The organism is Sinosporangium siamense, from assembly GCF_016863435.1.
Taxonomy (GTDB): Bacteria; Actinomycetota; Actinomycetes; order Streptosporangiales; family Streptosporangiaceae; genus Sinosporangium; species Sinosporangium siamense.
The window spans coordinates 45,057-66,077 of sequence record NZ_BOOW01000049.1; the positions used below are offsets into that span (position 1 = coordinate 45,057).

The 21,021-nt window shown below is 66.1% G+C and carries 18 protein-coding genes, 1 pseudogene and 1 CRISPR repeat array (1 of these 20 cut by a window edge); of the genes and pseudogenes, 18 read left to right on the forward strand and 1 reads right to left on the reverse strand.

All coding sequences use genetic code 11. The annotated features are described in order from the left end of the window. Window positions 1–1,407: a CRISPR direct-repeat array (repeat unit 37 nt; unit sequence CCAGCACCGGCCTTCTGCGGCCGGTGAGCATCGCAAC); it begins 1,462 nt to the left of the window's first position. 353 nt (window positions 1,408–1,760) lie between these two features. The 10 genes and pseudogenes from Ssi02_RS33970 (at window position 1,761) to Ssi02_RS34015 (ending at window position 13,040) form a co-directional block, all read left to right on the forward strand. Continuing rightward, window positions 1,761–3,935 carry a CRISPR-associated endonuclease Cas3'' gene (locus Ssi02_RS33970; protein WP_204031695.1) on the forward strand — a complete coding sequence of 725 codons (2,175 nt, stop codon included), beginning with the start codon at window positions 1,761–1,763 and terminating at the stop codon, window positions 3,933–3,935. Then, window positions 3,932–4,618, forward strand: a complete 687-nt coding sequence (gene cas5c / locus Ssi02_RS33975; protein WP_239130237.1) for a type I-C CRISPR-associated protein Cas5c — start codon at window positions 3,932–3,934, stop codon at window positions 4,616–4,618. The genes Ssi02_RS33970 and cas5c overlap by 4 nt, the downstream gene beginning before the upstream one ends. A 4-nt stretch (window positions 4,619–4,622) precedes the next feature. Next, window positions 4,623–6,353, forward strand: a complete 1,731-nt coding sequence (cas8c, locus tag Ssi02_RS33980) for a type I-C CRISPR-associated protein Cas8c/Csd1 (protein ID WP_204031697.1) — start codon at window positions 4,623–4,625, stop codon at window positions 6,351–6,353. Window positions 6,354–6,394: 41 nt separating this feature from the next. Then, window positions 6,395–7,255 (forward strand): type I-C CRISPR-associated protein Cas7/Csd2, encoded by an 861-nt coding sequence (gene cas7c / locus Ssi02_RS33985; protein ID WP_204031700.1) that lies wholly within the window; start codon window positions 6,395–6,397, stop codon window positions 7,253–7,255. Next, window positions 7,252–7,923: a CRISPR-associated protein Cas4 gene (cas4, locus tag Ssi02_RS33990; protein ID WP_239130239.1), complete on the forward strand. Its 672-nt coding sequence runs from the start codon at window positions 7,252–7,254 to the stop codon at window positions 7,921–7,923. The genes cas7c and cas4 overlap by 4 nt, the downstream gene beginning before the upstream one ends. Further along, on the forward strand, window positions 7,916–8,944 hold the full coding sequence (gene cas1c / locus Ssi02_RS33995) for a type I-C CRISPR-associated endonuclease Cas1c (protein WP_204031702.1): 1,029 nt from the start codon (window positions 7,916–7,918) through the stop codon (window positions 8,942–8,944). Before cas4 ends, cas1c begins: the two co-directional genes overlap by 8 nt. Next, entirely contained in the window at window positions 8,944–9,234 is a 291-nt protein-coding gene (gene cas2, locus Ssi02_RS34000) for a CRISPR-associated endonuclease Cas2 (protein ID WP_204031705.1), read from the forward strand. Before cas1c ends, cas2 begins: the two co-directional genes overlap by 1 nt. A gap of 822 nt (window positions 9,235–10,056) precedes the next feature. Further along, window positions 10,057–11,167: pseudogene (gene istA, locus Ssi02_RS34005) on the forward strand (IS21 family transposase). Continuing rightward, window positions 11,164–11,949, forward strand: a complete 786-nt coding sequence (gene istB, locus Ssi02_RS34010) for an IS21-like element helper ATPase IstB (protein WP_204031707.1) — start codon at window positions 11,164–11,166, stop codon at window positions 11,947–11,949. The pseudogene istA and the gene istB overlap by 4 nt, the downstream one beginning before the upstream one ends. 353 nt (window positions 11,950–12,302) lie before the next feature. After that, window positions 12,303–13,040, forward strand: coding sequence for an NUDIX domain-containing protein (locus Ssi02_RS34015; RefSeq protein ID WP_239130240.1), 738 nt, complete (start codon window positions 12,303–12,305; stop codon window positions 13,038–13,040). Between the two features lie 521 nt (window positions 13,041–13,561). Here the strand turns inward: Ssi02_RS34015 and Ssi02_RS34020 are convergent. Beyond that, a complete protein-coding gene (locus tag Ssi02_RS34020; protein ID WP_204031709.1) occupies window positions 13,562–13,918 on the reverse strand; it encodes a hypothetical protein in 357 nt (118 codons plus the stop codon). 481 nt (window positions 13,919–14,399) lie between these two features. Between Ssi02_RS34020 and Ssi02_RS34025 the strand changes: the two genes are divergently transcribed. From Ssi02_RS34025 to Ssi02_RS34060, 8 genes are all read left to right on the forward strand, one after another. Next, the gene (locus tag Ssi02_RS34025; RefSeq protein ID WP_204031712.1) at window positions 14,400–14,915 is read left to right on the forward strand and encodes an ATP-binding protein; all 516 of its coding nucleotides are present in this window, start codon (window positions 14,400–14,402) and stop codon (window positions 14,913–14,915) included. 116 nt (window positions 14,916–15,031) lie between these two features. Then, window positions 15,032–15,766: a 7-carboxy-7-deazaguanine synthase QueE gene (locus Ssi02_RS34030; protein ID WP_239130241.1), complete on the forward strand. Its 735-nt coding sequence runs from the start codon at window positions 15,032–15,034 to the stop codon at window positions 15,764–15,766. Window positions 15,767–15,979: 213 nt separating this feature from the next. Continuing rightward, a complete protein-coding gene (locus Ssi02_RS34035) occupies window positions 15,980–16,390 on the forward strand; it encodes a 6-pyruvoyl trahydropterin synthase family protein (protein WP_204031714.1) in 411 nt (136 codons plus the stop codon). 335 nt (window positions 16,391–16,725) lie between these two features. Beyond that, a complete protein-coding gene (folE, locus tag Ssi02_RS34040) occupies window positions 16,726–17,325 on the forward strand; it encodes a GTP cyclohydrolase I (RefSeq protein WP_239130242.1) in 600 nt (199 codons plus the stop codon). Continuing rightward, window positions 17,325–18,143 carry a hypothetical protein gene (locus tag Ssi02_RS34045; protein WP_204031719.1) on the forward strand — a complete coding sequence of 273 codons (819 nt, stop codon included), beginning with the start codon at window positions 17,325–17,327 and terminating at the stop codon, window positions 18,141–18,143. Before folE ends, Ssi02_RS34045 begins: the two co-directional genes overlap by 1 nt. Next, complete coding sequence (locus tag Ssi02_RS34050; protein WP_204031721.1) at window positions 18,140–19,207, forward strand: hypothetical protein; 1,068 nt, start codon at window positions 18,140–18,142, stop codon at window positions 19,205–19,207. The genes Ssi02_RS34045 and Ssi02_RS34050 overlap by 4 nt, the downstream gene beginning before the upstream one ends. Before the next feature lie 23 nt (window positions 19,208–19,230). Continuing rightward, window positions 19,231–19,926, forward strand: a complete 696-nt coding sequence (locus Ssi02_RS34055; protein WP_204031723.1) for a dTMP kinase — start codon at window positions 19,231–19,233, stop codon at window positions 19,924–19,926. 23 nt (window positions 19,927–19,949) lie between these two features. Continuing rightward, the gene (locus Ssi02_RS34060; protein ID WP_204031725.1) at window positions 19,950–20,879 is read left to right on the forward strand and encodes a DUF2797 domain-containing protein; all 930 of its coding nucleotides are present in this window, start codon (window positions 19,950–19,952) and stop codon (window positions 20,877–20,879) included. Window positions 20,880–21,021 lie beyond the last annotated feature (142 nt).

Consider the following 21,021-nt stretch of genomic DNA (forward strand, 5'->3'; position numbering starts at 1 on the left):
CCTTCGCGGCCGGTGAGCATCGCAACCGCCACGCTGGGCGAGAACCTGACCGAGGCGATCGCCAGCACCGGCCCTTCGCGGCCGGTGAGCATCGCAACCAGCACGGTGCCCGGAGCTGCACCGCCGACGGCGGCGCCAGCACCGGCCCTTCGCGGCCGGTGAGCATCGCAACTTGCGGGCAGGTCGGCTCCGGCCGCGGTGGGTGTCCAGCACCGGCCCTTCGCGGCCGGTGAGCATCGCAACTCAAGGTGATGGCGGGCCCGACATCGGAGACCCGGCCAGCACCGGCCCTTCGCGGCCGGTGAGCATCGCAACGCAAAGACCGCCCCTCTTGCGAACCAGATCATTGCCCCAGCACCGGCCCTTCGCGGCCGGTGAGCATCGCAACACCCCGGTGTCGATGAGACCGACGAGGGCTGCGGCTCCAGCACCGGCCCTTCGCGGCCGGTGAGCATCGCAACAGCTGCTGGACGCCGTCGATGAACAGCCAGAAGAAGTCCAGCACCGGCCCTTCGCGGCCGGTGAGCATCGCAACAACTCAGGCCACATTCCAGGCAAGGTCTGCCCTCACCAGCACCGGCCCTTCGCGGCCGGTGAGCATCGCAACTTGGTGGAGGTGGAGGTTGCGAATCGGGCAGTGGTCCCAGCACCGGCCCTTCGCGGCCGGTGAGCATCGCAACATGTGGTTTCTCCGTTCCTGCGTGCAGATGCGCCCCAGCACCGGCCCTTCGCGGCCGGTGAGCATCGCAACCCTGATGTCATGACCGGCGAGCCGACAGGCCCTCGACCAGCACCGGCCCTTCGCGGCCGGTGAGCATCGCAACCAGCTTGTGGGGTAGTCCCACAGGCGCGGCTCGGGTCCAGCACCGGCCCTTCGCGGCCGGTGAGCATCGCAACCGCCAGCCGTCAGGAACCGCTTACCCCCGCCCTTCCAGCACCGGCCCTTCGCGGCCGGTGAGCATCGCAACCAGCCCGATCACCAGGGCAATCCGGCTCACGCTCGTCCAGCACCGGCCTTCTGCGGCCGGTGAGCATCGCAACCCAGCAGGCCCAGCTCTTCAGCGCCCCACCAGGCACCAGCACCGGCCTTCTGCGGCCGGTGAGCATCGCAACGCCCGTGCCAACGAATGGATCATGTGCATCCAGTCAGCCCAGCACCGGCCTTCTGCGGCCGGTGAGCATCGCAACCAGCTGGAGGCCCGCTACCGGCGCAACCGGCACGAGCCAGCACCGGCCTTCTGTGGCCGGTGAGCATCGCAACGTTGACCCGAAGCTCAAGGAGCTGAGCCAAGCTCGCCCAGCACCGGCCTTCTGCGGCCGGTGAGCATCGCAACTCCACGGGCAACCTCAGCGTGACCGGGTGGTGCCCGCCAGCACCGGCCTTCTGCGGCCGGTGAGCACCGCAACTGGCCCGGTTGTGGTCTTCTGAGCGGAGATATCCCCCCAGCACCGGCTCTCCGCAGCCGGTGACCCTCAAGGTCATCTACCCCGATGGGGGAGAAGGAGTCAGCGTCAGGTCTCAGCTACAGGTTACTAACACAGAGGCATGGCTGCTTTCCCAAACCGAGATGGGACGCCCAGCGTAGTAACGGTAGCAGTTAGCCCAGAATGTTCGATTCGGGAAATCGGTAGTCAACAACGCCTAATAGCTGCTGATATTGGTCAAACATGGACTAAGACTCCCGTGTGTTGAGTAGCGATGAAAATGTCAGTGCGATCCCCTACAGTGCGTGTCGCTCGCGGATTTCAGAAGGAGCGACATGGCCGATCGGTTATGGGCACACAGCGCAAGAGGCGGTGACGGGGTTCGCCACGAACTTGGCGACCACCTGCGTGGCACGGCATCCCGCGCAGGTCTTTTCGGTCAGCCCTTCGACGCCGGCCCGCTGGCTGCGCATTGCGGCTTGGTGCACGATGTCGGAAAAGGCAGCTGTGATTGGCAAAAACGCCTGATCCGCGCAGAAAGCCACGGCGGCCGAGTAGGAGGCATGCACAAGCACGCCGGCACTTGGCTGCTGGACCAGCAAGGTCTAGGGATCATGGCGGCGATCGTGTTCGGCCATCACGGCGGCCTACCCAATCCGACCAGGCTTAAGGCGGAGTTGGAGTTCGCCGACAACCACCCCTTGGTGGCCGAGGCGATCCAGCGGGTGGCGGAGATCGTGCCCGAGATCCACCTGCCGGGCCCGATCACGCTGCCCGCATGGTTGCCAGAGGCAGTGGAGGCAGACCCCTACGCTCTGGATCTTCTGGTGCGGATGGTCTACAGCACCGTCGTGGACGCCGACTACCTTGACACCGAAGCGCATTTCGAAGGCGTCGCCCGCTCGCCGCATCCGGCAAGTGCCGCCGACCTGGTCGAGCGTTACGAACAGGGAAGACTCGAAGCGCTCGCCCGCTTCAAGGCGTCGCCCGTCGACGCTCAGCGGCAGGAGGTCTACGCCCAAGCAGTCGAGGCCGCTGCCGGCCCGGGCGGTATCTACCGCCTGCCTGCCCCGACCGGATCCGGCAAGACGTTTGCCAGCGGCGGTTTCGCCCTGCATCATGCGCGCCGCCACGGTATGAAGAGGGTCATCGTGGCGGTGCCGTTCATGTCGATCACCGAGCAGAACGCCGCAGTCTTCCGTGATCTGCTGGACCGCCCCGGCGAAGATCCGGTCGTTCTTGAGCACCACAGCGGCATAGACCTCGACGACGGCGCGCCCGGCAGGCGCTGGCAGCGGCTGGCGGCCGAGAACTGGGATGCACCGGTGGTCATCACCACGACCGTCCGCCTGTTTGAATCGCTGTTCAGCAATAAACCTGCAGCGATGCGCCGTGTGCACCGGATGGCTGGATCGGTCATCGTGCTCGACGAGGTCCAGGCTCTTCCCGACCGCCTTCTCATCCCGATCGTATCGGCGCTTCGCACGCTGACCGAGCGATTCGGCACCACCGTACTGCTCGCATCCGCCACTCAGCCGCCTTTCGAGTTGCTCAGCCCCCTGCACAGTGCATCCATCCACGACGTGATCGCCCAACCCAAGCCGCTGTACAAGGCGTTGAACCGCGTGCAATACCGCTGGCTATTGGACCCCAAACCGACGATGGCCGAGATCGCCCAGCAGATTGCGGCGGAACCTCAGGCACTCGCGGTGGTCAACACGACCAAGGACGCCCACCGCCTTCACCGGCTTGTCGAAGAAGAGCGGTCCGCCCTGCACCTGTCGACCCGGATGGCAGCAGCCCACCGGCGCAAGACCTTGGAGAAGGCGAAGCAACACCTCGCCAAGGGCCTGCCCATCACGCTGATCAGTACACAATTGGTGGAAGCAGGAGTCGACCTGGACTTCCCGGCAGGCTTCCGGGCCTACGCCTCAGCCGACGCGATGCAGCAGGCCGCCGGACGGGTCAACCGAAGCGGACACCTCACCAGCGGCTATGTGACGATCTTCGACCCGGAGGACGGCAACCAGGCCGCCGGACGGATCTACGGAGCGGCCCTTGAGGCGACACGAGACCGCTTCGGCCCGCACTGCCCGCCCGACGACCTGGACGCTCTTGAGGCCTACTACCGCGCCCGCTTCGACTTCCACAACGTCGAACAGCAAGGCCAGGAGATCCAAGCCGAGCGCCGCGTCCACGACTTCCCCAAGGTGGCCGACTTGTTCCGCATGATCGACGAGTGGACCGTTCCCGTGGCGGTCCACTACGGCGACACCGACCAGCTGGAACGCATCCTCGCCCACCTACGCGCCGGACACCCGGGCTCGGCGACTCAGCTGCGGGCCCTGCGGCCGTACATGGCGACCCTCCCTCGTGCCCTCGCCTTCCGCGCGGTCGAGGAAGGCCTGGCCGCCCCGGTCATCGGAGACCTCATCGAATGGCTGGGCGACTACCACCCGCAACGAGGTATCGAGATGACAACCCCCGACCCCCAGGAGCTGGTGTTTTGACGACAGCCCGTTCCCAGCCCACACCGCTGGTAGTGGAAGTGGAAGGCCCCTATGCCTGCTTCACCCGACCTGAGTTCAAAACCGAGCGCCTGAGCTATCCGGTGATGACCCCGTCGGCCGCCAGAGGACTCCTCGAAGCGATCTTCTGGAAGTCGGAGTTCGACTACCGGATCGAACAGATCGACGTGCTGAAACCCATCCGCTGGACGTCGATCCGCCGCAACGAGGTCTCCTCCATGCTGACCATGAACTGGATTCGGGAGGCGATGGCAGACATCTCCGTCCGCTTCGACGCCGAAACCGACCGGGACCAGCGCAACATGGTGTGCCTGCGCGACGTCGCATACCGCATCCACGCCCAGGTCGACCTGCGCCCCCACGCAACCGATCCAGAGGCCAAGTACCGCGACCAGTTCAGACGCAGAGTCACACGCGGCGCCTGCTTCTCCCAGCCGTTCCTCGGGGTGCGGGAGTTCTCAGCCTCCTTCGGCCCGCCCACCGCCCGCCCGCCGATCCCACACTCTGAGGTACTCGGCGTGATGCTGCACACCATCGAGTACGGCGAAGCCGGCGAAACCTACCGCTGGTTCATGGCCGAGATCCAAAACGGCGTCCTGGTCGTGCCACCCCAGGGCGCCGAACTCCCGGGCAGCGGGGCCGTGAGAGTCGGAGGACGGCGGTGAACCCATGCTGATCAGGGCTCTCGCCGAGCATGCGGGTCACCGTACCGACCTGCCCGCACCGTACTACCGCCGGCGCAGCGTGCGCTGGGCCCTCGACCTGACCCCCGACGGCAGGCCGCGCGGCAACAGGCTGATCGATCTGAGCACGGCCGAAGCCAAGGCGGGACAGCTGATGGCCACCCCTTATGTGCAGCGGTCCGGCGTCGCGCCACCGCCGTTCCTTCTCACCGACACCCTGCAATACGTGCTGGCCATGCCCAAAGACGACAGCGACAAGCAGGCCGCCGAGGCCGAACGCCGCGCTGAACACTTCGCCGAGCTGATCGCCCGATGGGCTGCCGACGAGCCGCTTGCCACGCCGGTGCTCCGCTTCCTCCAAAGCGGCGCCCACCTGCGTGTCGGAATCCCCGAGGACGCGAAACCGACAGACGTCGTGGCGATCAGAACTGACCACGGCTGGGTCCACGACCTGCCCTCGGCGGTAACCGCATGGGGATACATCGTCCGCGAGCGGAAAAGCTCGGACGGTGGCGAGGGCATATGCCTGGTCTGCGGGCAGCCGGGATCGCTGCTGGACACCATTCCCGAACCCGTCAAACCCGGCGCCATCCCTGTTGCCGACGGCCGCGGCCGAGACGCCCAACTGGTGTCGATCAACAAGAGCGCGCAAGGCCGGGGCGGGACAACCCAGCTGGCCAACACCCCCATCTGCGACCTGTGCGGCGGCTCGGCCATGTCGGCGCTGAACGCGCTGCTGGCCGACCCCCACCACCACTCCCGCGGCACCGACAGCGTCCTTGCGTGGTGGCTGCGCCGCCCGGCGCCGATCTCCCCGCTCGGCGCGGTCCGCAAGGCGGTCCCGCAGGAGGTCAACGCGATCATCGAGCAGGTACGGCTCGCGCCCGATCGGCGAGCCCCCTGGCTTGACAGCAACTTCTTCTATGCGGTCACTCTGTCGGCCAACCAGAGCCGCGTCGTCGTCCGCGACTACATCGACGTCCCGCTGATCGAACTGTGCGAGAGCGTCGACGCCTGGTTCACCGACCACGCCATGACCGACCCGCGCCTCGACGGACCCCAGCGTGTGCCGCTCTGGCGCATGGTGGCGGCGCTGGGCAGGTTCGGCGACCCGGAATACGTCAAAGGCAGCTCCCCGCCATCGGCCGAACGTGACCTCCTGGCCGCCGCCCTGCGCAACAAGCGGCTTCCCGCCTACCTGCTGCCCCGCCTCATCCAGCGCATCCGCGCCGACGGCCGTACCGACCTGCCCCGAGCCGCCCTGCTGAGGTTGCTGCTCGTGCGTGCCGACCCCGCCATGAAGGAGATCCTGTTGGAAAGCCTCAACCTCGATGCCACCGACCCCGCCTACCTGTCCGGACGGATCTTCGCCGTCATGGAGAACATCCAGCGGACCGCCCTGGACAACATCAACACCACCATCGGTGACAAGTTCTTCGCAGCCGCCATGGGCAGGCCCCTGGCTGTACTGACCATGCTCCGCAAGAACTCCGTCGGCCACCTGCGCCGGCTCCGCGGCTCCAAACGAGCCGCCGGCATCGCACTGGACAGGCGCCTGGACGAGCTGTTCAGCAGGTTCACCACCGACCTTCCCGCCGTGCTGGACCTGCCCGGCCAAGGCCGGTTCATGCTCGGCTACCACCAGCAGCGCGCCCACGACCGCGAAGCCGCCCGCGCCACCGCCCGCGGAAACGACACCCCACCCGAACCCGCCTGACCACCTTCACCATCCCCCCGACCATGAAGGGACCCTTCCCGATGAGCACGCACCTGGACCCCGGCCGCAAGCACGACTTCGCCTTCCTGTTCGACGTACGCGACGGCAACCCCAACGGCGACCCCGACGCCGGAGGCATGCCCCGCATCGACCCCGAAACCGGCCAGGGCCTGGTCACCGACGTGGCGATCAAACGCAAGATCCGCAACATGGTCGCGCTGCTGCAGGAGGGCAAACCCGGCTACGACATCTACGTCGAAGCCGGGGTAGCCCTCAACGCCCAGCACGAGCGTGCCTACGCCGCCCTCAACCTCGACCCCAAGCAGCGACGCAAATCCGAGGCCGAGGCGCAGCAGTGGATGTGCCAGACCTTCTACGACGTGCGCATGTTCGGCGCCGTCATGAGCACCGGCACCAAGCCGTGCGGCCGGGTGCAGGGCCCCATGCAGCTCACGTTCTCCCGCTCCGTCGACGCGGTCCTCCCTCAGGAGCACGGCATCACCCGAGTCACCCAGACCCGCCAGAGCGACATCGACAAGGGCGAGTCCACCGAGATGGGCAACAAGCACATGGTCCCTTACGGGCTCTACCTCGGCTACGGCCACTTCAGCGCCCCGCTGGCCCGCCGTACCGGGGTGGGGGAGCAGGACCTGGACACCTTCTGGCGCAGCCTGACGATGATGTTCGAGCACGACCGCGCCTCCACACGCGGTGAGATGGCACTGCGTGGGCTGTATGTGTTCAGCCACGACGACGCATTCGGCCGTGCACCCTCCCACGAACTGTTCAGCCGCATCGAGATCCCGCCGACGAACGGTACGCCCCGCTCGTTTGCGGACTATACGGTCGCGGTCGCCAACGACCTGCCGGAGGGTGTCACCCTCACCAGGCTCGTGGGATGAACCGATCGCACCCTCAGGCGTTCATGGCCGGCAATCCGGTGCAGCAGGTCACCTTGTCCTCGTTGGAGCACTACGCCTACTGTCCTCGGCAGGCAGGGCTGATCCTGCTTGAGGACGGCTACGCCGACGATGCGGCCACCGTACGAGGCACCCTTATGCATCAGCGGGTGCACGAGCCGGGGCACGAGACGCGTGGTGCGATCCGGACTCTGCGTGCACTGCCCGTGTGGCACGACGAGCTTGGGCTTGTTGGTGTATGCGACGCCGTTGAGATCTACCACAGTGGTCGCATCGTGCCCATCGAGCACAAATCCGGTGCCTACGTTCCGGAGGGTCCTGCGGACATCCAGGTGGCGGGGCAGGCCATGTGCCTGGAGGCCATGTTCCGGCGCCCCGTTCCGCAAGGCGTGATCTACTCCGGCGCCGATCGCCGCAGGCACACCGTCACCATCGACGCAACCCTCCGCCGGCGCGTCACCGATCTTGCGGAGTCGGTCAGGCGCATCCTCATCGCGATGGCCCTTCCCGCCGCGCCTGCCGACCAGCGGTGCCGGCGGTGCTCGATGCGCGACATGTGCATGCCCCGTGTGCTGGCCCGCGCCCAGGCGTTCGCCAAGGCGGCCTCGACGCTGTTCACCCCGCAACCGGAAGCGGCATGGGATGACTGAATTCCTCAACACCCTGTACGTGCAGACCCAAGGGGCCAGCCTGCACCTCCACCACGACAGCCTCAAAGTGGTCGCCCCCGAGGTTCCCAAACGCACGCTGCCGCTGCGGCGACTGGACGGCATCGTCGTCTACGGGCACGTCGCCGTGTCCGCAGACCTGCTGATCAGATGCGCCGACGAGGGCCGCTCGGTTGTCTGGATGAGCCTCTCGGGGCGGTTCCTCGGACGGGTCGACGGCCCGGTCCGCGGCAACGTGCTGCTGCGTCACGCCCAGCATCTCGCGCACGCCGACAGCGGAAAACGCCTGCAGATCGCTCGCAGCTGCGTCGCGGGCAAGCTCCAAAACTCTCGTCAGGTCCTGCTGAAGGGAGCACGCGACGCGGCACCGGCGTTGCAGACCGCGTTGCGCGGCTTGAGCGAGGACCTGCAAGAACTGCTGACACGGTGTTCTGAGGCGGCCGATCTCGACGAGCTGCTGGGAGTCGAGGGTCACGGCGCCCGCCTGTACTTCGAGGGCCTGTCCGGCATGCTGCGCACCGACCTCGACATCCCTGCCTTCACGGTCCGGATCAGGCGCCCGCCCACCGACCCGGTCAACGCTCTGCTCTCCTTCCTGTACGGTCTTACCCGGGCACTCGTGCATGGGGCAGCCGAGCAGGTAGGTCTTGATCCCTACCTCGGATTCCTGCACGGATTGCGCCCGGGGAAGCCCGCGCTCGCTTTGGACCTCATGGAGGAGTTCCGCTCCATTCACGCCGACCGGTTGATGCTCAATCTGCTCAACCGCAGGCAGTTGCGGGGCGAGCACTTCGAGACCTTGCCCGGCGGTGCCGTACAACTCACCGATGACGGGCGCAAGCTCGTCCTTACCGAATGGCAGGGGTGGAAGAACAGGGAATGGCCCCATCGGGTGCTCGGCCGGAAGGTCTCAGCGTCCCTGCTCCCGGTGGTCCAGTCCCGGCTGCTCGCCCGCCATATCCGAGGAGAACTGCCTGCCTATGTGCCGTGGACGGTCAGCTGATGCAGCTGCTGCTGACCTATGACGTGGTCACCACGACACCGGAGGGGCGACGTCGGCTGCGGAAGATGGCCAAGCTGTGCGAGGGGTACGGCCATCGCGTGCAGCGGTCGGTCTTTGAGATCGTCTGCGACGACGCCGAGTTGCTGACCTTGCTGGACGGTGCGCGGCGGATCATCGATGCCAGTGGTGATTCGGTGCGGGTCTATCGCCTTCCTGCCAACGGGTTCGCGGCTGTGCATCGGCTTGGCGTTGCCGAGCCGGCACCTCATCATGACCCGTTGATCTTGTAATCGGCTCGGTCACGCTATCAGGATCGCCATCCTTATGGGGGTGGTCGTGCCTTGTTGCTTGAGAACAGAACAGTGGTCCTGTTTCGCCCCTTCCAGGTGTCTTCCTGAGCCTTCTTTGCGAAGGTAGTTTGAGGCCGCAGGATGATCTAGGAACCTCTAGTGCTCATGCGACACGCGGGAGGTTCCGAAGTCCATACCGGGCTGTTGGTGACGAAAGAGCTCGCTGACGACAGCCCGGAGATGTTCTGATACACACAATTCCTGCTCAGGAACTCCAGCACCGGCCCTTCGCGGCCGGTGAGCATCGCAACCCAGAGGCATGGGAAGCGTACAAGTCCAGCGCTGACCAGCACCGGCCCTTCGCGGCCGGTGAGCATCGCAACGGCAGATTGCGTAACATCCGATCGGCGTTCCGCTCCAGCACCGGCCCTTCGCGGCCGGTGAGCATCGCAACACGAGTGCTGAGGTGCGGTGGAAGAGCCCGCGACAGCCAGCACCGGCCCTTCGCGGCCGGTGAGCATCGCAACTGGGACGACTGGCGCGGCGAGCCGACCCGGCCGGGCCTAGCATCGACTCTTCGTGGCTGGCGATCATCACAACCGGTGCTGCCGTACATCTCGCCCGACCGTCGGTGAGCATTTGCAACATCACATGATCGACGATCCCGTGGCTCTGTAGGTGAATGTGGGAGCCAGATGTCGGTCAGTGGCTCCGTGGCGCTTGGCGGGGCTGGGGCCGTATTAGCGAATTCCAGAGCCACCTGAGGGTTGGCGGTGCGAGTATCGAAGCGTTACTCCGTGTGAGGAGACGCAGGTGGCGCACCTGAAGTCCAAGGTGGAGGTATTCGCAGCGATTCGCCGGGATTCTCGTGCGGGGCTGTCGGGTCGGCAGATCGCGATCAAGTATCGGGTCAGCCGGAACACGGTGGCTGAGGCGCTGCGTCAGCCGTGGCCGGAGCCGAGGAAGAAGATGGCCCCGCGGGCGAGCCGGTTGGATCCGTTCAAATCGTTGATCGACGAGATGCTGCGAGCCGACCTGGACGCGCCACGAAAGCAACGGCACACAGCCAAGCGGATCTTCGCGCGGCTGATGGACGAGCACCAGGCGATGGAGATCTCGTATCAGATCGTCCGCGCCTACGTCGCTCACCGGCGGGGCGAGATCCGAGTAGAGGCCGGCAGGGATCCGCCGGAGGCGTTCATCCCGCAGTCGCATCTGCCGGGCGTCGAGGCCGAGGTCGACTTCGGGGACGTGACGGTCCGGATCGCGGGTGAGCAGGTGAAGTGCTTCCTGTTCTCTTTCCGCCTGTCGTATTCGGGCAAGGCGGTCCACCGGGTGCTGGCCACCGGAGGGCAGGAAGCGTTCTTCGAAGGACACGTCCACGCTTTCAGCGTGCTGGGCGGAGTCCCGACGGGCAAGGTCCGCTACGACAACCTGAAGGCCGCGGTCTCCGCGGTGCTGGGGTTCACCGGGCCCGGACCGAGTCCGCCCGCTGGACGGCGTTCCGCGAGCACTACGGAATCGAGGCGTTCCACTGCCGGCCGGGGATCAAGGGCGCCCACAGTGGGCGGCGGCGTGCAAGGCCCACGGCGACCGCGACGGCACCCGCGCGCTGATCGAAGTGCTGCTCCTGGCCCGCTACCTCCCCACCGAGCATCTGGTCACCGGCCTGGCCGCCGCGCTGCGGGCCGGCGCGCTCACCGCGGACGCGGTCGCCCTGGAGGCCCGCAAAGCCGCTGAGGAAGACGAGCAGGCCGCTCCCGAGCCCGCCCAGCACGACGGCCACGAGGCGACGGTGACGTTCCTGACCGAGCGGCGCCTGGCCCAGCTTCCCCGCGACACCCGGCCGCTGCCCTCGGTGACGGCCTATGACCAGCTCCTCAAACGCGCCCGGCCGTCCGGCGAGCGCCCAGCCCAGGGAGGAACACTATGAGCACCCCCCAGCGCGGCATAACCGAGCACGCCGCCCAGGCCTCCATCGACCATGCCTGCCGGATGCTCCGCCTGCCCAGCATCCGCGCTGCCTTCCCCGAAATGGCCGAGCAGGCGACCCGCGAGCAGATGTCCTATCTGGGATTCCTCGCCGAACTGCTGCTGACCGAATGCGACGACCGCGCTCGCCGCCGCTCTGAACGCCGCATCAAGGCCGCCCAGTTCCCCCGCGACAAGACTTTGCGCGCCTTCGACTTCGATGCCAACCCCAACGTCGATCCCGCCGTCATCCACACGCTCGCCACCTGCGAATGGGTGAAGAAGGGCCAGGCCCTCTGCCTGATCGGGGACTCCGGCACCGGTAAGTCCCACCTGCTCATCGCCCTCGGAACCGAGGCTGCGATGAACGGCTACCGGGTCCGCTACACCCTTGCCACCAAGCTCGTGAACGAACTCGTCGAGGCCGCCGACGACAAGGTCCTGGCCAAGACAGTCGCCCGCTACGGACGCGTCGACCTACTCTGCATCGACGAACTCGGCTACATGGAACTCGACCGGCACGGCGCCGAGCTCCTCTTCCAGGTCCTCACCGAACGCGAAGAGAAGAACAGCGTCGCCATCGCGAGCAACGAGTCCTTCTCCGGCTGGACCCGCACCTTCACCGACCCGCGCCTCTGCGCAGCGATCGTTGACCGCCTCACCTTCGCCGGCAACATTATCGAGACCGGCACCGATTCCTACCGGCTCGCCCAAACCCGAGCCCGCGTCGAACAAGCCATCTGACTATCACCCTCAGCAACGAGAGCCATGCCCTGCTCCGGGGGGCATGGCTCTCGTTTTCACTGACAGGACAAACCCCGACGATCATCAACTGGCTCTCGAACTCACCGACATCCGGCTCCCGCCCCAGCTTCATAACCAATCCCGGCGTCGTGTCGGCGTGCCAAGACGAGATCAGCGGCCTATGGAGTGAGCCCGAGGCTCTCTGCGACTTCTTCCAGCGCGAGATTGCGCATCTGGATCCGCCGGTCTCTTTCCCAAGGCGCGCCATGGGTCGCACTTGGCCCGCAATCTCTTGACTAGAGCGATCCTCGTGTGCGAAAAGCACCGCCATGTATGTTGCCTAGGACGAGCCGGTGACCGAGCCACAGCCGGACGGCGTCGAACTGCTGGACGTTCACCGTCTGTGCCTGGTCGAGACCGCCGCGCCGAAGGTGCCACTCAAACACCGATTGGCGATGGATAGGGTGTGGGATGAGGCGGTGAGGGTCAACCCCGGCAGTCTGTTCGAGGGGCCGGTGGTGGCGTGCGCGGGGCTGGAGCGGGACGAGCCGTGCAGCCTGGTGCTCTCCTGGACACGGGTGACCTACCGGCACTACGCGCTGCGCTGGGTGCCGGGTGCCGAGGCGTTGGCGTCGTTGTTCGTCGTCGCCGTGCAGCCGGCCGATGACGGCGCTCTTCTGGTGGGACGGATGTCGTCATCCACGGCTGCCCCCGGTCGCTGGCAGCTTCCCGGTGGCTCGCTCGAGCCGCCGGACGCCGGTGAACAACTTGATGAGGCGGCCCTGCGCGATCAGGCCGCCCGGGAGCTGGCCGAGGAGACCGGCAGCGACCTGGAGCCCGCGGAGCTGACCCTGTGGGCGGTCACGCGCGGCGAGAACGGCAGCATCGGCGTGTTCTTCCGTGCCGAGGCTCGGCCGGAGCCGCTACTGCGAGAGCGGTTCACGGCCCTGCTGGCTGCCGAGGCGGCGCGAGGGCGTGACCCTAAACTGGAGGAGATCACACTTGTCCGCTCCGTCATCGAGGTGGCACACCTTGCCGGCCCTCAGGTGGACTACCTGGAGCCGATCCTCCGCCGGCACAGCCGGGCATAGCTGCAGGCGGCGCGCTCTAGTCGGCTCGCTGACTTCGCGCCGGGCTCACCGGACCTTACTACGGTCGTCGGCGTCCTCAACCGAATCGCGGTCCCACTCTGCACGAGGTCGCCGGGAGTGGCGGGAGACACGGTGGGACCGCTTCGCCGACGGAGAGGACGCCACCCTGTTGCAGGGCGGGTGCTGCTCTACACCGCCGTCAATCCCGGCAACCTGCTGGTCGGAGAGCTGGCGCGTGGGCGGTGGATTCGTCATGGCCGGCCCGGGGCGCGGCGTGGATCGGCCCGGCATGTCTAGTTGGGCAGTTGGTGGTCGCCGGGCATAGCGCCAAGTCGGCCGACTCATAGGCGGCCCGCTGCACGGTCTGGCAGGCAGCAGAACGCAAGGCGGTTATGCACGTTCTACCGGGTGGCGGAGGCCGCTCATGAGCGTCGTTCCGTGGTGGTGACGAGCAACATCCATCTGTCGACATCGCACATGTTCGCGAGCCTGTGTCGGGCGCTGCCTGAAACGCACGGGGTTCAGCGTTGGTCGTCGCTGAGCAAGTTGGTGGCATCGGGGAGAGTCACGACGAGGTGGGGGTTCCAGCAGTCCGATTCCTGGGTGCCGATCTCGGCTCCGCACCCGGAGCAGACGAGGTTGGGACCGTCCAGCCCGGAGGGGCCGCAGCATCCGACGAGACGCTGGAGATCCGGATGCCGACGTGCGCCCGTGACGTCATCGGGATGCAGGACGAAGCCGTGGTTCCAGCTCGACGCATAGGTGCCTTTGGCTATGCAGGCTTGGCCAGGAACGTTTCGGATGGCTGGCGGAGTGTCCTCCTGGCTGATCTCTGAGGTCAGGGGCTGGCCGCAGCGGGCGCAGGCGAGGAATGACATGAACACCACCCTCCTGATCGGGGTCGGGGGCTTGGTCAGCGGGTCTTGAGGCCATCGTGTCGGACAGAAGAAGTCCAGGGGCGATCCGGTCGGTGGGATAGATCTTAATGCTCACGGCGGTCATTCCGAAGGCAGCAGCGACGACCTTGGGTCCAGGTGGTCGACCAGCTCGACCAGGCAGGTGCTGGGCAGCCTGCGGGGGCGGGACGCCGCAGGGGGCGAGGACGTGGCTGATATGGGCGCTCGACGCTGATGCCGTCCCTGCTTTGGTGCCGTCCTGCGGGGGCAGGGGTGACGATGACGTGAGGGCTGGTGGTGCGCAGCCCATCGCGGTGGTCCAGGCAGCGTTCCCGGATCTCCAAGCTCGCGGTAGTGGCCGCGAAGTGGCAACGCTTTGGCGTACCGGTGCCACGAAGCGTGCGTCATGGTGGGCCGAGGCCGATATCGGTCCGCGCCGAGGCATCAGTGCAAGGAGATGACCGTGCCCCCGACAACCGCTGAGTTGATCCGCGACTACGACCTGGGAGACCTGGTCGACCATACCGACGTTGCTCTCAGCGGGGGCGCCGCTTTTCAATTGCTCGCCCGACAGCGAGTGTCCATGGCATTAACCCATCGTGCCAGCGCAGAGCAGATCGGTGACGCGGTACTCCTAACCAACGAACTGGTTGGCAACGCCATCAAGCACAGCCGTGGGGTCGTCTGGATGATCTTGGAGGTCTACGAGAAGGGCGTCGTGGTGAGCGCCCTCGACCGTAAAGCCGACGTCAGCTCCATCCCAACGGCTTCGGCGGTGAATCAAAAGGGCGAAGCCGGAAGTGAAAGCGGGCGCGGCCTGTACCTGGTTGCGCAGTTCTCGACCGCTTGGGCGGCCCAGGCGATCGAGAGGGAAAAGACGTTCGATCTGACCGGTGGCGCCCTGCGACGCAGGTATGGACCACGTAGTCACGCTCAGGGGGCAGAAGCCTGTCTAGGACCTGCAGGGACACCCAGCTAATCGGCCCTTGGCAACTCCTCGCCCAGAACCTCAAATCCCCATGTTCCTGCCGACCCGAGGGGAACTACGCCTGAATGAGATGGCGTCTCCTCGGCCCGATGCGACCTGGAGAACCCATGAACATGCAGACCAGAGCCGTCATCCCACCGCGGGAAGGCAACTTGATAGTGGCGGAGCTGTTCGGCCCCACCTTGCAGGGCGAAGGGCCCAGCCTCGGCACACACGCGGCCTTCCTACGCCTGTCCCGGTGCAACCTGACCTGCAGTGAACGGATGCCGTGCGATTCCCCCTACACCTGGGACACCACCCGGTTCGATTTACGAAGAGAGTCGTCCCGGCGCAGTATCACTGGAGTGGGGGACGAACTGCTGCTCCTGGACACCGCCCTCGTAGTGATCACTGGCGGGGAGCCGCTGATCCAGCAAAAGCAGCTTGTTCCGCTGGTACGCCGCCTGGTTGACGCCAACCGCCGAGTTGAGTTCGAAACCAACGGCACATTCACGCCGCTCCCCGAACTTCTCATCGAGGGCGTCCGGTTTAACGTTTCGCCCAAGCTGTCCAACGCCGGCATGTCGGAGAGCTTGCGTATCGTCCCTGAGGCGCTGACCGCCCTGGTCGGCAGTGGCAGGGCAGTTTTTAAGTTCGTCGCCAGCGAGAGGTCGGACCTGGACGAGATCGAGGATCTCGTTCAGCGCTACGGACTGTCCCCGGTGTACGTGATGCCGGAGGGCAGGACTCCCGATGCTGTGATCACCCGGGCCCGCGAACTGGCCGACGACGTAATCGCCCGCGGCTGGTCCATGACTCAGCGCCTCCATGTCCTGCTGTGGAGCGACGAGCGCGGCCGCTGATCCCGCGAATCCCTTCAAGACACCTTATCTGAACAGTCACGTGGACCAAGCCCCTGTCAAGTTATCCACCGCTCCGTGCTTCCCGCCGTTCCTCCACCGCCTCAAAGGATCAGCAACCAGCCCAGTGCACTAAAGACGAAGCGTGGGAGTACATCGCTGTCGTACGGCCTTCCTCGCTCGCATCACCGAATCCCCGTCACACAGGAGGAGTCCATGGACCTCAGTACGGTGCCACTCCCGTCCGGCAAGCACACCATCGGCAAGCTATTCGACTTCGAGGCCGGACACCAGCTACCCAGCCTCGCGCCTGACCACAAGTGCTCGCGGCAACACGGACACAGCTACGTAGTCGAGGTGATTCTCACCGCCCCTGTCCTGGCAGACCCGGGCTTCGTCACCGACTTCGGAGACCTCGTGCCATTCAAGAAGTTCCTGGACACCGAATTCGACCACCGCAACCTCCACGAGGTCATGCCCTGTGAGCCGACCTCAGAGCGCCTGGCTCACTTCCTGGCCGGATGGTTCATCCAGAACGTCGAACCTGGCATTGCCGGTCGGCTCATCGCCGTCCGGGTTCGTGAAACTGGGCGTAGTTGGGCTCGTTTCGACATAGGGGATCGATGACCCGGTCCTTAGCTTGATAGGTAGATAGATCGACATCGGGTTCCGGCTGATCACCGCCTTGTGCATTCCCAGCCGAGTTTCAGCACGGCAGGCCCAAGTGGCCGTGATGCTAGAGGGCTCTACGGCAAAAGCTAGAGACCGAGGCCGCCCCCGCTCACAGGCGCCAAACTCAGCCGGCCGCTGACTAATGGCACATCACTGAGCCCCTGCACCTCGCGGCGTTCGCACTTCTCGGACGCTGGCACACCCCCTTGATCAGCCCTCTGTCCCAGCTCTTGGAGGCGAAATCCATGACGAAGGCCGTCTACTGTCCGGCGTCCGGCCAGGGTCCGGTCGTGCGACCCCAACCCGACCCGGTGGCTCCAGGACCGGTCGACATCGAGCGCGTCACCGAACTGATCGGCCAGCTCTTGGTCGCGTTCGGCGAGGACCCTGGGCGGGAGGGACTGGCTGAAACGCCGCCACGGGTCGCAGCCTGGTGGAACTCGTTTCTGTCGGCGGAGCTGTCGGCGAGGGGCGCGTGTTTCACCGAGGCCCGCCTGAGCAACCAGCTCGTCGTGGTCAGCGGCATGAGCGTGTGGTCCCTCTGCGAGCATCACCTGCTGCCCATGAACCTGGAGGTCGCGATTGGCTACCTGCCTGACGGCGAGATGATGGGGCTGTCGAAGTTCGGGCGGATCGCTCTGCGTTACGCCGGACGGCTCCAAGTGCAGGAGCGCTTCACCCGGCAGGTCACCGAGGAGATCGGCGGCCTGATCGGCAGCAAGGACGTGGCGGTAGCCGTACGCGGCACCCACTTATGCATGAGCATGCGTGGGGTGCGGATGGAGGCTGCCCGTACCACCACGCTGCAGGCGAGCGGCCGGTTCCAGGACGATCCGGTGCTCTCCCAACAGTTCCTCGTCCTCGCCATGGGGCAGCGGGGGGCGGCGTGATGGTCAAGAGCATCGACTTCTCCGTGATCGCCCCGCCCAGATATCTGGAGGCGTTCGTCGCCCAGGAACCCGCCCGCGTGCACCACGTGGCCGCTCAGCATGTCCTGTCCGACTCCGCCTACCGGAAGTTCTTCCGTCGCGAGGCCGAACGCGGCGCGGAGATCATCGTCGATAACGGCGTCTTCGACCTCGGCCATGCTCTGCCGGCCGCCGACCTGGTCTTGGCCGCTCGTGCGGTTGACGCTCGCGAGATCATCCTCCCGGACGTATTAGGACACGGCATCGCGACGATCAAGGCCGGCGACGAAGCCGCCCGCGAGATCCGTGAGCTGAGCGATGAGTTCCACCTGTGTGCCGTGCTGCACGCCGCAGACGACCAGGAATGGCTGCGATGCTACGACCACTTCGCCTCCAGTCACTACGTGGGCGCGATCGCACTGCCCGCCTCCAGGCGGCCCGCCCCTGAGGAACAGTTGTGCCGTACTCGCTGGGCGGCTACCCGTTATCTGGAGGACCACGGCATGGTCGAGGAGCGGATCGTCTACCGGCTACTGGGCCTCGGCCGTACCGGACATCTGGAGTTGGTCGAGCAGCGCGAGCATGAGTGGATCGCCTCTGTTGACGGCGCCGCCCCGGTCAGCCTCGGCGCGATGGGCATCGCGATGCTGCCTGACGGACCGTACGACAAGCCCAAGACCGTTCGCGTCGAACACATGGACCCTATCCCCGAGAAGCGGTTCGACCTGATCAGGCAGAACATCGCCGTCGTTCGACGGGCGGCAGGCAGCAACGTGCGGATCCCGGAGGGTCCTTCATGAGCCCCCTGCCCGACCAACTGTTCGCCGACGGTGCCGGTGCCGTGGTGCCCGTCTCGCCGATCGAGGTAGATGGGCACACGATGAGCCCGGACAGGCTGCTTCGCTATCTGCGGATTAAGGTTCACCACCTCATTCAGGAGCAGCCCTGGGACAGCATCCACGTCGTCGGCGACTACGATCGCCTAGCCGTGATCTCTCGATACGAGAAGCACGGCAAGCTGTTCAACTGGGAGCGTCCCACCGTGGAAGTCCGTGGCCGCGACCTAGCGGTCAAGGCGTTTCCCGGCGCCGACTATGTTCACCACTACGGGCTGATCATCTCCACGTATCTCGCTATGACTGGCCGCTCCGCTGACAACGTCGCCTACCAACTGCCCGATCCCGTCCTGTGCCGAGCGGCCGTCGAACAACTCGACCTCGCGCTCGACGGTGACCTGGTGATCGTCGGCTGGGCGCTGGAACATCTGGCACCCACCGGCGCGGTTTGGACGCACGGACCGGGCTACGCCTGGCACGCCGCGAGACTGCATGGCCAGCGAGTGGTCTACCTCGGCTTCAGGCACAGCATCTGGGGCGACGTCGCCGGCTGGGTTGTCGGCCGGCTGGCCGAACTCGGTGCTCGCGCTGTTGTCTACGTCGGCAAGGTGGGCGCTTTGACGGCCCAGACGGAGCCCAACGCGATGCTCGCGACCGGCGGGGAGAGCCTGATCGACGGCTCCCTGATCGCGTGGAACGACTTCTTCGGCGGCTTCGCCGCTGCCCAGCCCGGTGTGCAAAGAGGTGTCCATGTGACCTCGCCATCAATATTGCTGGAGAACCGTGACTGGCTGGCCAGGCACGCTGAGCACGCCTTCGTCGATCCCGAGATCGGCCCCATGGGGGCGGCCGCGTGCCGGGCGGGGATCAGCTTCGGCTACCTCCACGTCGTTTCCAACAATCTCGCTCACCACTACGCCGCAGACCTGTCCAATGAACGTCACCGCGACGTTGTACAGCGGCGCACTGTCTTGGTCGGCCGGATCCGCGACATCATCGCGGGCCGCCTGGCAGTCCGCCCCAACTGAGGCCTCCATGGAGGAACACGACCATGACGATCGCAACAAAGCTCACTGGCCCTGCTCGCGGGCGGGAGACCACGGTCACCGGTATTGACGGCGCGGGCAAGTCCACTCTCGCCGCTCGCCTGCGTCAGGCCCTGGTCGGCGCTGGCCACCCGGCGATCCTGGTCGGCAAGCACACCACGGACGTCCCCATGAATCCTGAGCTGTCCGCCTACCTGGCTCGGCTCAACGAGGTCGTCTACCGCCGCGATGCCCGCGTCGCCCAGGCTTGTGGCGACCACTACTGGCTCCTGGCTTTGGCCGCCTGGTACTCCCTCCATGACGAACTCGTGATCCGGCCTGCCCTCGCGTCCGGTACCCACGTCATCCTCGACAATGCGCACCACAAGATCCTCGCCCGCTACGCGGCCAACCCCGAGGTCTCCACTCACCTCGCCAAACAGGTCTTCGCCTACCTCACTGACCCCGACCTGGTGATCTTCCTGCGTATCGGCGCTCGCGAAGCCCTGCGTCGTAAGGGTGAGTTCACCTCCCTGGAGACCGGCCACTCCGGCAGCAGTGAGGAGAACTTCATCCGCTACCAGGACACTGTCCTGGCCAAACTGCGCCAACAGGAGCAGAACGACGGTTGGCTGGCCCTGGACGTTACCGGCATGGACCGCGACGCCGTTTTGAAGACCGCCGCCGACGCCATTGCCGACCGGCTCCAGCTCACGCTCTGACTCATCCCACTACAGGAACCGCCATGCCAGTGCCCATCCCCATGCCCAAAGACACTGAGTACGTGTGCCACGGCGTCACCTGGGCGACCGGGGACCCCCGGCTGCTGCTCGCTCCGCTACCCGGCGGGCCACTGGCGTACGCCGAAATCATGCACCAGCGACTCGGCTTCCAGGTGACCGGTATCGGCCGATGGTGCACTGGCCGGTACCGGTTCGCTGACACGGTCTGCGTCGAGGCCCTCGCCTGCCCCGATCGTGCGCCTGCGGAGCAGAGCGGACAATGCGCCCGATGCGCCAGCCGCGACGACTTTCGTTTCGCCCACCAGTTCCAGCACGGAGGCCACGCTCCTGAGGCCCTCATCCGATATATGGCCCAGCCGCACTGGCTGTACGTGGCGACCTTCGCTGACGGAACGACCAAGGTCGGCACTGCGGCTGAGCCGCGCAAACGCTCCCGCCTAGATGAACAAGGAGCGCTGTTTGCCACCTATCTGACGAAAATGCCCGACGGTCGCGCCGTGCGCCAGCTCGAAGACGCTCTCACCCGCCGTCTTCAACTGTCCCAGGCGATACGGGCTGCGGCCAAGCTCAAAGCCCTAGCCTGTCTGACCGACTTGGCTACCGCCCGTGCTGCTCATGAGCACCACGTCGCCCGCGTCACCGACGCGCTCGACGACATGGGCGTCCCCTCGATGCTGGAGGCATGGACACCACCAGCAGAAGGCAGCCTGCTCTGTACCGCTGGCCGCGAGCGGATTCTTTACCCGCACGATCTGCGGGAAGGCCGGCACGGCTTCACCCTCGTCTCCTGCATCGGCTCTCAGTTCCTCGCCGTCTTGGACCACGACGACGCGATGGGTTACCTCCTCGATCTCGGCATGCTCGCGGGTCGCCGCATCACTCTTGGCCGATTCTCCTCTCCGGGCGTCGAAGTCCAGACAACCCTGTTCTGAACCCCAGGCCCACCCTTCAGTGCTCCGCCTACCGATGGGCTCGGGCCGTCATCACGAAGCGAGGCATGCCATGTCCCCCCACGACGCTCTCGAAGGTTGGGATGAGGACGCCACTGCCGAGGCATATGCTGCCTTCACCCGC